The sequence below is a fragment of the Peribacillus sp. NPDC006672 genome, assembly GCF_050274955.1.
Taxonomy (GTDB): domain Bacteria; phylum Bacillota; class Bacilli; order Bacillales; family DSM-1321; genus Peribacillus.
This window is the reverse complement of sequence record NZ_JBNNOR010000006.1, coordinates 108813-123961: the sequence shown is the minus strand read 5'-3', so window position 1 is coordinate 123961 and position 15149 is coordinate 108813. Positions and strand designations below refer to the sequence as shown.

General features: G+C 36.9%; 11 protein-coding genes and 4 pseudogenes. 10 read left to right on the top strand and 5 right to left on the bottom strand.

What is annotated here, in order from left to right; translation table 11 throughout:
• Window positions 1-11: 11 nt before the first annotated feature.
• A complete protein-coding gene (locus tag ACQKKK_RS11670; RefSeq protein WP_427616499.1) occupies window positions 12-608 on the top strand; it encodes a TetR/AcrR family transcriptional regulator C-terminal domain-containing protein in 597 nt (198 codons plus the stop codon).
• Between the two features lie 685 nt (window positions 609-1293).
• Here the strand turns inward: ACQKKK_RS11670 and ACQKKK_RS11665 are convergent.
• A complete protein-coding gene (locus ACQKKK_RS11665; protein WP_427616335.1) occupies window positions 1294-1461 on the bottom strand; it encodes a hypothetical protein in 168 nt (55 codons plus the stop codon).
• A 234-nt stretch (window positions 1462-1695) separates the two neighbouring features.
• Between ACQKKK_RS11665 and ACQKKK_RS11660 the strand changes: the two are divergent.
• Both ACQKKK_RS11660 and ACQKKK_RS11655 read left to right on the top strand, forming a co-directional pair.
• Window positions 1696-1882, top strand: a pseudogene (locus ACQKKK_RS11660) (winged helix-turn-helix transcriptional regulator); the annotation flags it as partial.
• A gap of 471 nt (window positions 1883-2353) precedes the next feature.
• The gene (locus tag ACQKKK_RS11655) at window positions 2354-3601 is read left to right on the top strand and encodes an MFS transporter (protein WP_427616334.1); all 1248 of its coding nucleotides are present in this window, start codon (window positions 2354-2356) and stop codon (window positions 3599-3601) included.
• 207 nt (window positions 3602-3808) lie between these two features.
• Here the strand turns inward: ACQKKK_RS11655 and ACQKKK_RS11650 are convergent, their stop codons facing one another.
• Both ACQKKK_RS11650 and ACQKKK_RS11645 read right to left on the bottom strand, forming a co-directional pair.
• Complete coding sequence (locus tag ACQKKK_RS11650; RefSeq protein WP_427616333.1) at window positions 3809-4108, bottom strand: hypothetical protein; 300 nt, start codon at window positions 4106-4108, stop codon at window positions 3809-3811.
• 298 nt (window positions 4109-4406) lie between these two features.
• A pseudogene (locus ACQKKK_RS11645) lies at window positions 4407-4710 on the bottom strand (IS5/IS1182 family transposase); the annotation flags it as partial.
• An 11-nt stretch (window positions 4711-4721) separates the two neighbouring features.
• Between ACQKKK_RS11645 and ACQKKK_RS11640 the strand changes: the two are divergent.
• Window positions 4722-5404 (top strand): annotated as a pseudogene (locus tag ACQKKK_RS11640) (IS3 family transposase); the annotation flags it as partial.
• A gap of 263 nt (window positions 5405-5667) precedes the next feature.
• On the opposite strand, the gene ACQKKK_RS11635 reads toward ACQKKK_RS11640, so the two are convergent.
• Window positions 5668-6573, bottom strand: a complete 906-nt coding sequence (locus ACQKKK_RS11635) for a LysR family transcriptional regulator (protein WP_427616332.1) — start codon at window positions 6571-6573, stop codon at window positions 5668-5670.
• Window positions 6574-6747: 174 nt separating this feature from the next.
• Here ACQKKK_RS11635 and ACQKKK_RS11630 point away from each other — a divergent pair, with 174 nt between their 5' ends.
• The 6 genes and pseudogenes from ACQKKK_RS11630 (at window position 6748) to ACQKKK_RS11605 (ending at window position 13964) form a co-directional block, all read left to right on the top strand.
• Complete coding sequence (locus tag ACQKKK_RS11630; RefSeq protein WP_427616331.1) at window positions 6748-7923, top strand: acyl-CoA dehydrogenase family protein; 1176 nt, start codon at window positions 6748-6750, stop codon at window positions 7921-7923.
• A gap of 88 nt (window positions 7924-8011) precedes the next feature.
• A pseudogene (locus tag ACQKKK_RS11625) lies at window positions 8012-8304 on the top strand (CoA transferase).
• Between the two features lie 82 nt (window positions 8305-8386).
• A complete protein-coding gene (locus ACQKKK_RS11620; RefSeq protein WP_427616330.1) occupies window positions 8387-9964 on the top strand; it encodes a class I adenylate-forming enzyme family protein in 1578 nt (525 codons plus the stop codon).
• Between the two features lie 182 nt (window positions 9965-10146).
• Complete coding sequence (locus ACQKKK_RS11615) at window positions 10147-11382, top strand: MFS transporter (RefSeq protein ID WP_427616329.1); 1236 nt, start codon at window positions 10147-10149, stop codon at window positions 11380-11382.
• A gap of 19 nt (window positions 11383-11401) precedes the next feature.
• Window positions 11402-12583: a serine hydrolase domain-containing protein gene (locus ACQKKK_RS11610; protein ID WP_427616328.1), complete on the top strand. Its 1182-nt coding sequence runs from the start codon at window positions 11402-11404 to the stop codon at window positions 12581-12583.
• A gap of 757 nt (window positions 12584-13340) precedes the next feature.
• Window positions 13341-13964 (top strand): fumarylacetoacetate hydrolase family protein, encoded by a 624-nt coding sequence (locus ACQKKK_RS11605; RefSeq protein ID WP_427616327.1) that lies wholly within the window; start codon window positions 13341-13343, stop codon window positions 13962-13964.
• A 422-nt stretch (window positions 13965-14386) separates the two neighbouring features.
• Here the strand turns inward: ACQKKK_RS11605 and ACQKKK_RS11600 are convergent, their stop codons facing one another.
• Window positions 14387-14872: a peptidoglycan-binding domain-containing protein gene (locus tag ACQKKK_RS11600; RefSeq protein ID WP_427616326.1), complete on the bottom strand. Its 486-nt coding sequence runs from the start codon at window positions 14870-14872 to the stop codon at window positions 14387-14389.
• Window positions 14873-15149: the final 277 nt, after the last annotated feature.

Sequence of the window (15149 nt, the reverse complement as noted above, 5' to 3'; positions counted from 1 at the left end):
AAAGTAAAATGATGGATAATTACAAGGGTCATACAGACCCCCGAATTCTTCGTACGCGGCTTTTAATAAAAGAGGCTTTTGTTGATTTGCTACAGGAAATGGATATTGAGAGAATGTCTGTTAGCCGTATAGCGGAGCGCGCTACAATTAGCCGTGTTACGTTTTACCTCCATTATCGGGATATACCGGATATGCTAGAAAAAATGGCTGATGATATGATTAAAGATATTCAGCCCGCGGTGAACAGTCAACCTGTGAACGAGGGTGCCACTGACGATACGGATTTTGTAATGCTGGTGCGGATGCTTGATCATATTGCTAGACATGCTAAATTTTATAAAGTGATATTAGGTTCGAAGAGGGTACCTATCTTTACTGAACGCTTGTTAAATATGCTAACCGAAATAATAACTGAAAGGTTAGAAGTTTTGGGAAATGATTCTTTCTTTTATAAAGCAGGAATTCAAAAAGATATAGCTATATGGCACGGGTCTTCAGCTTTGATAGGCACTATAGTTTCTTGGCTGCGAAACGACATGCCGTATACACCGCATTTTCTCGCAAAACAGCACTTCTTGCTCTACCATTTTCAAGATAAAAATTCTTAATTATTTATAATTAGAAAATTCCTGGAATCTGTGGTAAAAGGGGTTCTATCTAAATGTTAAAACAAAGTTGATTGGAAAGGGTGTGCGAGGCTCCAGCGGGAAAAGCGTCCAAGGGAGACCCCGCAGGCGTAAAGGGTGCCGAGGGCGGACCGCTTCCGGAAAGCGAGTGCCTGGAATGGAAACCAACGTTCAAACTTTACAAAACCTCAAAAAACCTGTAGACAAACTCAATTATTTATCGAGTTTGTCTACAGTCTGAAAAGAGCATATTTATATCCTCTTTTGACTTCCTTGAAGAGCCAGATGAGTGCCATCATGTATAGTGATGTGACAATTAAAAAAGAAATAGACAAAGTCTTGCATTGGTCAATGGAGGTACCATCCTCATTCAAGGTGCCAATAAAAAGGGAAGCAAAAAAAGGTAGCCCCGAAAACACCATTTTCATCGTGTTTTTGGGGCTACTTGACGTTTACAGGCACAAAACGAAAAAAATCCGCGATGTAATGACTTGAACTGCTTCCAAGCCTATGACTATGTTAAAAATATTAAGAGACCCTATTTATTCTCATCCGGGAGAGAACGTATTGAAAGCACTATAGCATTTTTCACTATTCCATCTGCTTTATTCTCTTCAAGTGATTATTCATTTTGATGCAGCAAGAACGTTACTTTATGTAGATGGAACTAGAACCAAGACTGTTGAACTTCTTGAAGTTGTTGTTGAGCTTTTTCAAGCTGTTGCTGTGCTTGTTGGAATTGTTGTGAATTCTCATTAGCTTGAGCAGATTGAACAGCTTTTTGGGCTTGTAGAGCTGCATTGATAGCTTGCTGATATTGTTGTTTTTGTGTCAATTTAAAAGTCTCCTTCATTACTTTTACTAAAGGCTTATCCTTCAACTTTTTTTATTGTGTATAAAAATTTTAATATTATACATGTATAGGGCTTTATTCGATGGGGGCTTTTTTCGTTTTCGTGTATTTTAATTTTATCTTGATGACGATACGGTGGGAGCAGTTACAGATTGAATTTGCTAAAGGAAATCAGATGGATAGAAAAAAATTCGGAAAAGGGAGGCGAGGTGTGTAATGAAGGAGCCTGAAAAGATCTACAACACTGCGGTAGAGGCAACTTTGGAGGTGGTTGGAGGAAAGTGGAAACCTGTAATCCTCTTTCATCTAACATTGGCAAGAAACGTAAAAATGAATAAAAAGCTTGATACCCGCAATTACTCAAAAAATGTTGACGCAGCAACTTCGGGAGCTTAAAGAGGAGGCGTCATTATCAATATTGAGTTTTAAGAGTTTAATGTACATAAATGGAACACAAATTAAGTCACTTGTTGACCTAAAAGGTGGCCGCCAATTGGCGGTCTTTTGAAAGTATAAATCTTTCAATGATTATATCTTAAATAAAGAAAAACATTTACTTACAGTAGAATCCATCCTATTTTAAATAACAGATATACTGCCGATACTTAAATAAGAAAATTTATTGTCACTTCTAAACAGTATTTTTATGTGCTATCATTATTAATGCAAATATTTCCAATATTAAACAAACACCCTCTCTTCCTAATTTGAAATTTTTATTACTCGATATCACAATGAACAAGAATTATTCATTGTAATTGGTACATAAAGTACAAAATTGTGTGAAATATTTCTAATAAGTCCTCAAGGAGTGAAACCAATGTAAACAAATATTTTTTCTCTTAGAAAAATTAAATAAGAGGGGTTGTTTGCATTGAAGAATAAATCATTTAATGTATTGATGGGAGGACAATCTTTAGCAAATGCTGGAGATGTTTTTTATATTGTTGCGCTTATAACAAGTGTTTACAATGTAACAAATTCTTTATTTTATGTTTCGTTGGTTCCTGTAATAAATATGCTTGGAGGATTTTTAGGAGGATTATTAGCACCACTTCTTATAGATCGATACACGTTAAAAAAAATTTTATTTAACTCTCAATTAGTTAAAACTTGTATCTTACTGGTGCTAACCCTATACGAATCATTATTATTATCGAAAGATACGATTGTAACGATTTATATAATTATTTTCTTTATCACGTTTTTAGATAGTTTCGCTAATCCAGCAAGTAGTGCATTAATACCTCAACTTGTTTCGGAAGAATACTTATTAAAAGCAAATAGCCTTATGTCTTCTATATATCAATTCATTCAGATGGGTGGATGGGCCGCAGGTGGTATATTAGCAGCATTCTTGCATTCTAATGGGCTATTAATCTTGACGTTTAGTTTGTATGTATTATCTACCTCCTTACTGGCATTCGTTAAAGTCAAAGAAAAGAAACAGTCTGAAGAATTGGAAGAACTATCAGTAAAGGGAAGTAAAATGACTTCAATGTTTGAAGGCTGGAGAATAATTGCAGAAGATAAAAGGCTGCGTGTCCTCCATTCAACCCTATTTTTTGGTTCTATAGCTAGTCCAGTTTGGGTATCATCCATTCTATACCCTTTTATAGACAAAAGGCTAAATGTAGGAACTGAGTGGTGGGGTTATATAAACACGGCTTTATTATTAGGCTTATTTCTAGCAGGAATACTTGGATATAGAAAATCTGATTTCCTTAACAAAAATATTCAGAATGTGCTATTGTTAGGAGCCTTTATGGTTTTTCTAATGACTTTTTTATTTGGAATTAATGTAAATCCCTACCTTTCCCTTTTGCTTATTGGTATATTTGGTTTATTTGAAGAACTGAGGATGATTTCTATTCATACAATCATCCAAAGTTTAGTTAGGGAAAAGCTTTTGGCTAAGGTTTATGCTGTACAGAGTTCTTTAATAATGGCAACATTCGGTATATCAACTCTTATGATGGGGATACTTGGCCAGCGATATAGCATTGTAGTTGTATTTATTGTTGCCTCGATTTCCTTATGTTTTTCATTTATTAATCTTATTACCTCTAAAAAGTATTTAATATTAACCATAGAGGAATCTAGCAATAACTTTAAAAACTAATTGTAAATTTTATTTAGACAAAAGGGGTTCGGAATTAAAACATTCCGAACCCCTTTTGAAATTCCCTTTAGATTTTGCTCAATATTAAGGAATTGAGTCTCTACGAGCCCACTATGTTAGGCCATTTTGGGACCTTGCCATGTCCAATTGGCCATTTTCTTCACATTCATGTCAGCGAAAGTAAGCATTGCCTGCATCGACAATTTTTTAAGTCCCCTTAAAGTTTGTTTGATAATCTAATACATCTTTGGCATTATTAGTTAAATGGTATTCTTTTTTGTTTGAATCTAATTCCATATATTGATTGAATAATGTTGAGTTGTTCATGAAATATTTTTCGCTTAATTTTTCTGTTTCTTGAATTTCTTGATTATTAATAGGTGACACATCGTGAGCAAAAGCAATAGGAGTAACTGAAGAGGCTAGTGTAGTTACAATAGCTGTCGAAATAAAAGATTTTTTTGGTTTTTTTATGGTTGCACCCTCCTTTTGTTTAATGTTACCCACCCATCGGAATTAGTATAAAAAATCAAATTTATTATTGGAGGAGTTAATTAAAATATGAATAAGTTAATTTTATTAATAAAGTTTGTTATTACTATTTTAGGTCTCATATTAATTTTTAGTAATCAAGGTAATAACAATATTTGGTTTTTCCTTTTTACATCTTTAGTTATTCTTTATATAATTTCCGATCTTATTTTATCTTTTTTCAAAAAAAATAATAAATCAATGTAGTTGAATTTTGGATTGGTTTCCAAAGGAAAATAACAAGTAACCCTCTTTCGAGGGTTTTTGGTACTTAGCCCTCTTTAATTGTTGTTGTGTATTTTAATATCTCTCCCGATGGGCAGGGATAACAATCAAAAATGTTCATCGTACACATAGTCATGCTTGCGGAAGAATCCTTCTTTTGTTCGAGGACGTGTATAGGGTATTTCTTTGCCAAAAAGAGGCTCTAAGATGTGACTATCATGCGTATTTCCGGGTGTTACTATCGTCCCAACACAAATCCGTTGCGGTCTGCTGCCGCATGAAACGAATAGGCAAACTGTTTAGGTGGTTCATTCATCTTTCACATAGTAGCCACTCTTAGGATCAGTTGAACTTTAATCCCTTTGGACGTTACGGTTATCGTCGTATCACAAAAGAGTTAAAAAAATAGGGTTTTTCTCACACTCCAAAGACCATCAACCGCTTCATGAACGAAATGGGCGTAAAATGTTTAGTCTGAATGAAAAAGTATCCTTCTTATAGGGGGCATGTTGGTCAAATTGCCCCCCCATATTTTAAAACGTGATTTTCAAGCAGAGAAAATGAATAAAAAATGGGTAATGGACGTAACAGAGTTTCATTTATTTGGGGAGAAACGCTACTTATCCCCTGTCCTTGATTTATGTAATGGTGAAATTATTGTCTACAAAGTGATGAAACGGCCCGTTTATAAACTTGTTGGAGATATGTTAGATGAGGCGATTAAACACCTAAAATCAGAAGGTACAGTCATCCTCCTTTCGGATCAAGGGTGGCATTATCAAATGAAGGAGTATCAAAAAACGTTAAAAGATGCCCACATTATACAAAGTATGTCCGCAAGGGAAATTGTTTAGACAACGCAGTCATGGAAAACTTCTTTGACTTGTTAAAATCCGAATTGCTTTATCTCCAAAAGTTTGAAAGTATGGAGCACTTTGAAAAGGAATTAGATGATTATATTTATTACTATAACCACAAACGATGAAGGTAAAATTAAAAGACCTGAGTCCGATAGAATACCGAGCTCAGGTCTTAGAAGTTGCTTAAACTATATGTCTAACTTTATTGGGTCGGTTCACCCTTCACATCACCTTACGTTGTTTTACAACAAGACCGACTTTGATTACATAATCTGCATCCTCTATATCAGCACCATCCATAAAATCCACAGCATTATTTGACCTGACTTCCACTGTTTATAAAGACTTCCCCATCTGCAGGAAGAGATGCCAAATTTAGTCCATTCTTTTTAGTCATAAGTAGAAGCTTTCATGCGATTTATACAGGGGATTGCCGAGTAATGGTAAACCTCATTCTAATTTGGAGATTTGTAATTTGAGGTATTTTAAAAACTCTCTGGCTGCTAAAGAAAAATGTTTTTTCTTTGACCGTACCCATCCGAAGGATCGGTTGGATTCGAAATTCATTAAGGGTATTGGGATAATTTCTCCACTTTTTACATAATGATCATCTTTTAGTGCTATATCCATCAAAAAGCTAATCGCTAATCCTTCTGAAACGGCTTTTTTAATGACTTCAGTATTGTTTGAAGTAAATAAAATATTCAAGGAGCCGAATCTATTCATAAATACAGAAATGGAATCTTTCCATATTCCTCCATCGTACATTACTACTGTTTCGTTGATTAATTCCTGAGGAGTTAAATAGTCACTGAATGCCAATGGAGAATGTTTATTAACACATACCATTATTTCCCCTTCTAATAGTGTTTCGAAAACTAACTCTTCATGAGAATTCCAATTAATTTCATCGATCAGGGCCAATCCCATGTCAATTTTACCTTGTAAAACATCTTCAATAATATTTGGTGATTTTTTTTCCGTCATGACAATCCGGAAGTTGGGATAGTCTTTTTTGAAGTTTGATAATGATTTGAGTAAAAGTGGCGTGAATAAACTGGGGCTGGCAGATAGACTTATTTCTCCATTTATTAAGGATGTTTGCGCTTGCGCTTCTTCTTGTATTTCATGAATTTTAACTACAATTTCATACGCTTTTTTAATGATGTTTTTGCCTTCAGCTGTCGGTATAGCGCCTAACCGTGAACGTGTAAACAAATTAATTCCTAATTCTTGTTCTAAATTGGTAATAGCCTTACTAATTGTAGACTGAGAAACATGAAGATTTTTTGCAGCGATAGAAATAGAACGTGTTTTAGTCACTTCAACAATATATTTTAATTGTTCTAGGTGCACAACATTCCCTCCTTTGTATGAATTTGGTTCAAGTATATATGATATATAGCTATTTTACTTTAATGGCAACCATATATAAAATAAAATTATGAATATTAAAACTATTCGAATAACGATGAGGGGAAATGAAATACCTTTTAAAATCAGAAAACGTGTTTTGGAAAGGAGTAAAGTATGCAGAAAACAGAACAAATTGAGAATATAGAACATTTAAGGGATAGGCTGTTTCATTTCATTCACAAAGAGTTGTTACCTTTTGAAAGAGAACACGAAATTGACTCAGAAAAAGAAATTCCAATGGAACAAATTAAGTGGGTCAGAAAACGGTCGAAGGAACTGGGGTTTTACGGTATCAGCCTTCCGAAAGAGGCTGGCGGGGAAGCACTTAGCCTGAAAGGGCTATGTGTCTTAAAGGAAGAGTTGGCGAAATCAGGTGCGGCTTTATGGGGGCACGTATTAGGGGAAATAGGTGGCCCATTAAGGATAGGTCAGATGTTAAAAATATTTACTCCAGAGCAAATAACGAAATATGTATGGCCGGTGATTAATGCAGATGCGGGATGTTGTTTTGCGTTATCAGAACCCGGGGCAGGTTCTGATGCCCATGCCATTCAAACTACGGCAGTACGCGATGGTGATGACTACATTTTAGATGGGAAAAAGCATTTTATTAGCGCTGCTCCTTATGCAGATTGGGCTATTGTGATGGCGAAAGAGATCATGGAGACAGGCGTTGAAAGAGTGACCGCTTTTATAGTAGAGAAACAATCACCGGGAAGGTCAGGTTTTGAAGTAGGAAACATTCAAGTCCCGATTTCGGGAGAACGAAGCACGGCTGAGCTCATCTTTCACCAATGCCGGGTCCCAGCTTCCAATATTCTTGGTCAACAGGGCAAAGGGCTAATGCTGGGACTTAGCAGGATAAATGAAAATCGGGCTTCATGGGGCGCTACTTACCTTGGCGTGGCCCAACGGCTATTAGACTTATCCATTAATCATGCCAAGGAGCGGATCCAGTTTGGCCGTCCGATTGGAGAATTTCAAGCGATTCAACATATGCTGGCGGAAATGGCAACGGAAATATACGCCGCACGCTGCATGCTTTACGATGTAATTGAAAAGATTGATAACGGTGAAAAGGTAAGAGGGGCTTCATCTATGGTTAAAGTTTTTACTTCAGAGGTCGCCAATCGAGTTGCCGACAAAGCCGTTCAAATCTTTGGCGGGCAGGGGCTAATGAAAGGACATCCTGTCGAGAAAATGTACAGAGACGTAAGGATGTTTAGGATTTTAACGGGTACAACGGAAGTCCAAAAAAATACAATTGCGAAAGAATTGCTGAAAAAATAAGAAATGAAGGCGGATTCCTTTGTTTGAATATTCAGTGAAAACAAAAGTGCTGGATATATCCCGTTTATTACCGGGACCGTATTGCACGATGCTGCTCGGTGATTTGGGGATGGATGTATTAAGAATCGAAGATACGAAACATGGCGATCCGACTAGAAAGTCATCCTCATTTTTCAATATCCTTAATCGAAACAAGAAATCGGTTGCCCTAAATTTAAAACCCCAAAGGGAAAAGAACTATCTCTTAAACTTTCTCAAGAAGCCGATGTGATTGTCGAAGAATTCCATCCGAATGTGATGAAGCGTTTGAGACTTGGATACGAAGTCATTAAAGAGGGATTACTCGGGTATTTAGGCTGCGGAAAAAAGTACCATTCATGATTTAACAGCTAAGAATATCGTAAAGATTAATAGTTAATGTCAACCTATCATTTTGAAATTTTACTAGGGAGGAGAAATATTTTTGGATACTTTAACTTTTCAGGCTTTTCTGTTCAACAACATTAACAAATTTGATCATCAGCCAGCACTGACTTGTGTAGAGACAAATGAAACTATCACTTACAGGCAATTAAGGAATAAAGTGGAGACGGCAGCGAACCAATTGATACGGCTTGGTGTAAATGTCGGAACCCATGTTGCGATAGTCATTCCCAATAGCATTGAAAACGTCGTTTATAATCTTGCTGTTAGTCGATGCGGGGCAACCGTCATCCCATTAAATGATAAGCTGGGTGTTAGAGAGATCGAGTTTATCTTGAGAGATGCCGAGCCCCAAGTGTTCATTATGGCAACCCAGAAACACATAATTCCTGTGCTTGACTATCAAAAAGAGAAGGATAATGAAATTGTAACGGTTATCGGCCTCCCAGGCTTCGGAATTGAATACCCTGATGAAATCCAATCTATTAATTTAGATGACAAAAGAGGCAGTATGGCATTTCCTGTTGCCACATTAGATGATTTAGCCACTATCTCGTACACCGGTGGTACAACAGGCACGCCAAAAGGGGTTATGCACTCTCAACGGGGTTTTGGAGCCTCTCTCATGGCTTCATGTATGGAATATCCATACGATGACCAAGATAAGATCTTGTTTTGTACTCCGCTTATTCATTCAGCAGGTGTGCTCATGCAGCGGTCATTAGTTTCTGGCTGCCATATCTACATTATGAAAGCGTTTCATCCAGAGGTGTTTTTACAGACGGTACAAGAAGCACGGATTACAAGTACTTTTATTGTTCCGACAATTATTTACCGATTGATTGAGGAGGCTAAGAAAAAAAGCTACGAGGTGAGCTCGTTGCGAAACATTAATTATGGTTCATCCCCTATATCTACAGAACGTCTAAAAGAAGCGTTTGAAATCTTTGGACCTATTTTTAGGCAGCAGTATGGGATGACTGAATGCAGTATCTTGATCGCAAGACTAACAAAAAGCGATCATCTCTGGGCGTACGAGAACTACCCTGAAGTGTTAAAAAGCTGCGGAAAACCGTGTAAAATGACGCAAATTCGCTTGATTAACGACAATGGAGATGACGTGGAATCTATGCAGCCAGGAGAAATTGCTGTCAAAGTCCCTTCTGTCTCAGTGGGTTATTACAAAAGACCAGACCTGACAGAAGAGGCATATCGTGATGGCTGGTTTTATACGGGAGATATTGGGAAACTGGATGAACACGGTTATCTTCATATTGTTGAACGGAAAAAGGATATGATCATTTCTGGCGGTTTCAATGTATACCCCGCTGAAGTGGAAAGGATCGTGAACCAGCACCCTGCGGTAGCACTGAGCGCTTGCGTTGGCATACCACATCATGATTGGGGTGAGGCTGTATGTATATTTGCTGAGCTTCGTGAAGGTGAAACCTGCACAAAGCAAGAATTAATCGAGTTCTGTAAAGACCGAACTTCTGTCTATATGGTTCCAAAAGAGGTCTATTTTGAGACTTCATTACCTCTAACAATGGTAGGGAAGATAGACAAGAAAGAGCTGAAAAAACCTTTCTGGGAAGGGACAGAACGTCTGGTAAATTAATAAGACATCAACAGGCAAAGGGCATCCCCAATATGTCCCTTGCCAAGACTTCTATCAGTATTTTTTAATAAGATGTTTTACAATAAAATGAAAGCCCTTTCATTTCGTGCTTTTGAATGGTTAAGTATAGTATTGATTACGGCTAACCGTGTTGATTCATACTGCGAAAGGAGGCGAATGGAATGCATGCGTATGCGACCAATAAAAAGCGTAAAACCATTATTATCATTCTACTATTTATTGGAATGACACTAAGTTACATTGATAAAGCGTCGATAAACGTAGCCATTATTCCAATTCAAAAAGCCCTGCACCTTAACTCTTTTGAAACAGGCTTGGTTTTGAGTATCTTCTTTTTTAGCTACGCTCTGATGCATCCAATTGGAGGGTGGCTTACCGATAAGTACGGTGCACGAAAAGTGTTAGTACTTTCCATCTTAGCTTTTTCGCTTTTTACTACTTTTACGAGTTTTGCTTGGTCATTTGCATCACTACTTTTGTTTCGTTTCCTGTTTGGTATCGGGGAAGGCAGTGTTTTTCCTGCAAGTATACGATCGATTTCGGATAACTTTCCCGAAAATGAAAGAGGGAGAGCAAGTTCATTCTTTCTATCCGCACAAACGTTCGGGGGTGCGATAGGTTCCATTACGATCGGGGTTTTGGTGGTTTCCCTTGGATGGAGATCGATGTTTGTCAGCATAGGGATTATAGGTGTTTTAGTCGCATGGGCATTTTGGGTCTTTCTAAAATCTCCGGCAGATGCACAAATCAATAACGAAAAGCAGAATAAAAAGAAGGTTTCTTATAAAAAGGTATTTAAAACAAATAATTTTTGGAAAATCTTCTTTACTAAATTTTCTTCCAATATCGTGAATTGGGGGATGATTACCTGGATGCCCTCTTATTGGGTAAGTAAAGGGTTAGACTTATTGTCAGTAAGTGCCTTAATGACCATCCCGTATCTTGCTTCCTTTCTTATGTTTAATGCAAGCGGATGGATTTTAGATAAATATATGACAGGGAGAGAAAAATATCTGGCAGTAGCAGGATCCATATCTTCTGGTGTATTTCTATATATGATGTTTAATGCAACATCTGTGACACTAGGGATTGTGTATATGACTTTTAATGCTATTTCCATCGCATTTATCGGAACGTCCCTTTACACGATGGTCATTAAATACTCGCCAAAGGAAGTAACTGGTTCTGTGACAGGACTTGTCGGTTTTGGCGGGCAAATTGCCGGGGGGATTTCTCCTGTCGTCATTGGGACTGTGCTTACTCTTTTCAATGGTTCATACAATGCTGCTTCCTGGTTTTTAATTGCTGCTGCTATTGCAGGGGCCATAGCTTCCATAACGATAAAAAATAATGTCAAAGATACAAAAGATTCTATGCTTATAGAGCAATCCTTTTAACGGATAGGAGGTTTTTATTATGCAGGCCATTACAAAGAATGAAATAAAGATTTTTCCGCCAAATTCAGAGGATATCGTGACGAAGGATAATTGGTTTACTACTCAAAAAAAATTGCAAGGGTACTGTCATAGCGGTGAACTGAGTTCCAACCGTATTATCTGGAGAGGAAACCATAAGCCGACCCCATTATCATATGCTAAAGATTCATTAGATTTAGCAAAGATAAACGTTACCAATGCTGAAAGTGTTTTAGTGTATCTAAAGAGAACGAACACTGATGCTTTTTTAGTGATGCATAAAGGAGAAGTATTATACGAGAACTATTTTAATGGATATAAATCGTATCAGCCACATGCATTGAACTCCGTTACAAAATCATTTGTCGGCTTGATTGTTAGTTTGCTTGCTGATAAAGGAGTATTGGATTTAAACGAAAAAGCTTCCTTCTACATTTCCGAGTTAGAAGGAACAGGACTTGGTGAGGGAACTGTTCAGCAATTGCTAGAGATGCAAGTTCCTGTGAAATATATGGAAGCTGACACGCCAATGGGATTAGGCCGCGGGACACCGATTTTTATTGCATCCGGTTCAATGCCAAAACCTGAAAACTATAATGGGCCGGAAAACTTATACGAATTTATGATATCGAGCAAAAAGGATAAATTGCCTGGTACTGTTTTTAAGTATGAAAACGGACAAACAGAAACGTTGGGATGGATTGTCAAACGCTTGACAGGGAAAAACTTAGCGGAATTAATTCAAGATTTCATCTGGTCTAAACTGGGGGCAGAAGAAAACGCATTGATGCATATGGATCAAATCGGTACGGATATAGCCAGCGGAGGTATGCGGGCTACACTGTGTGATTTGGCACGATTTGGTGAAATGATGCGCAACAATGGTTACTATAATGGCCAACAAATCATTCCGGAACATATGATTAGGGATATTCAAAAAGGAGGAAATCAAAAATATCTAGCGGAAAGTGGCCATCATTATCTATCAGGATTTTCTTATTATAATAAATGGTGGGTTAGCCATGATCGATATGGGGGATATTCAGCTCGAGGAAAGTTTGACCAACGAATACACATTGCCCCAATAGCTGATACAGTGATTATAAAATTATCTTCATATCATTCTGCTGATTCAGAGGGTATAGATGCATTTCAAGCAATAATAGAGTATTTAGTAAAGTAAGAGCATCAATCCGGGAGAATTGTGGCTTTAAAGGCACTATTAGCAGTTACTTTCAAAGAAAACAAGACAAGAAAAGGATAGGATAGGGGGGATCGATTTCAAATACAAAAAATGAAATTCGTAAAAAAATAATGGGATACAGACGAAACATTACTAAGTCCAATACTTGAGGGATTTTAGGGGGTAGAGGACTTAGAACTAAAAGCTTTAAAAATAACCAAAACAAAAACTAAATTGTATGAATTTAGGGGTAGAATATATTCTACCTCTTTTTGGTAGGTGTTTGGATTTTATCATTTGGTGTACCCGTTGATTTCATAATGGCTATGACTCGAACTGCAACAATGTGGTAGGGAATGCATTGGCTACAGTAGTAATAGCAAAGTCGGAGGAAATGTTTCACAAAAAAGAAATTGTAGTTGTTGAACAAGAGGAAATAACAAGCTCTTAAGACTTTAAGCAGGCTTCCCCTATGGGGAGTCTGCTTCATTTTAAATATATGCATCGCTTCTACTCAGAAACCATGGCCTTTACTTTTTTGAAAGAATATAAATCCTAACATCGTACGAACATACTTGATAAAACGAATTATGTTATTCAATATGGACATCTTTAATAGTTAGGACGGTTGTATAAAAAGTCAGAAAAATATAAAATATATTTAAGATTATTAGAGTATTAGAGTATGTACCTGTTACTATCGAATCATTACATTTTTAGCATGAAATTACATTTAAAGAAAAGAGTGAGTTTAGTAATGAAAGACATTAAAAATATCTATTGTGTAGGTCGAAACTATGCTTTACATGCAAAAGAATTAAATAATGAAATACCAACTTCCCCTTTTTTATTTTCAAAACCAACTCATTCGCTTGCAGAAGCAAATGGCCAGTTAATTACGTTGCCAAGTAATCAGGGTTCCATTCACTATGAAACAGAACTTGTCATACATATCGCAAAGCAGTACCAAACAGGAATGAAAGTAGATGAAATAGTTGATGCTATGGCCATTGGGTTGGATTTAACACTAAGAGATGTTCAAGCACAGTTAAAGCAAAAACAGCATCCTTGGCTTTTGGCTAAAGGATTTAAAAATTCAGCTGTTGTTAGTGATTTTATTCCATTTCAGGGTGTCGAAGCATGTGAACAATTAGATTTTTCTCTTTTAAAAAATGGGGAGCGTGTACAAGTCGGAAATATTAAAGACTTACTTTTTGATTTGCAAACGATTATCGAGTTTACGGCAGAGCATTTTGGGCTTGGGAAAGGAGATATTATTTTTACCGGAACCCCTAGTGGCGTTGGTCCTCTTTCAGATCAAGACAAGCTTTCACTAAACTGGGGTGGAAATGAAATTGGTTCCTGTTCAGTCACACTATAACCATAAAGAAGAGCAGTCATTTTTGACTGTTTTTTTTATGGAAATGCTATAGAAAATGTAGTGGACACGTTAGTTCAATGTTTGCAAGATCCTAATACCATTTGAAAAGTCATCACAATGAGCTATGGTAAAACTCCTATATCAGATGCTTTGCGAAATTTATAAGAATAGCTTTTCTAGGTGCTAATCAAATAAAACGAGCCTGAGTTAGAAAACTTTTTTATCGTTAAATGGACGATTTATATTGGGTTTTAACCCATAAAAAAACAGAAAGCGAATATTTCTGAATGAATAGAGCCGATGATTCTTACGTAGGAATCATCGGCTTTTTACAATTAACCTGAAACTAATAGAAAGGAGAAATTTAATAGAATTATCTCTCTCTCCTTCATTGACATCGCTTATTGACGGACCTGAGTTTTTTAATTGGCATACAGGCGATATTGGTCACTTAATGTATCTCCATTACCGTAAATGTAGGCTTTTGATCCTGATGTATAAGAAGAATCGTCGTACTTCCATTTGATTCTGAGACCCATGTACCCGCCTGCTCCATAGGTGTTCTCGCCATTCTTTTTAATATATTGCGAGAAACTGGCCCACGTCTTGGGGCCAACCACACCATCCACTATAAGATGGTTTTCTTTTTGATATTTCTTTACACCCGCTTCGGTTTTCGGCCCAAAAATCCCATCAACGTCAACCACTGCTGAATCAGTATAAAAACCCATGACATTGAGGATATACTGCATATTTTTGACTTCCACCCCATGAGTGTCCTTCCGCAAAATCGAGTTTTTATCCCAGCTTTGCGGGTGGTGAAATCCTCCAGCAGATGCTGAAGCGGTGGAAAAAGATATCCCCAGGGCTATTGTTAATACTATCAAACAGCTAAGTAATTTCTTCAAAGCGCCATCTCCCTCTTTTTTGTATTTTCAATACACCTTACTAGTTCCCCCCAGATTTTATATTCCCCTTCCGACAAATGTCCTGTTTATTTTGAAACGGCTAAACAAACATAGTCACCAGTAGGACCGCAAAATGGAAAATCCTTAGGGCTTTAAAAGTATATGCTAGCTCTTACTCATTGTGTTCAAAGGAGGAACAGAACATCTGATACTTCTTTTAAATGATGCTTATGCTTCAATAACATAAAGAAAAAGTGATACCATGATACTTTCAGCA

Coding starts and splice junctions, on each gene's coding strand:
- ACQKKK_RS11670 (WP_427616499.1), top strand. CDS start 12: ATGGATAATTACAAGGGTCATACAGACCCCCGAATTCTTCGTACGCGG.
- ACQKKK_RS11630 (WP_427616331.1), top strand. CDS start 6,748: ATGCAGAAAACAGAACAAATTGAGAATATAGAACATTTAAGGGATAGG.
- ACQKKK_RS11615 (WP_427616329.1), top strand. CDS start 10,147: ATGCATGCGTATGCGACCAATAAAAAGCGTAAAACCATTATTATCATT.
- ACQKKK_RS11610 (WP_427616328.1), top strand. CDS start 11,402: ATGCAGGCCATTACAAAGAATGAAATAAAGATTTTTCCGCCAAATTCA.
- ACQKKK_RS11605 (WP_427616327.1), top strand. CDS start 13,341: ATGAAAGACATTAAAAATATCTATTGTGTAGGTCGAAACTATGCTTTA.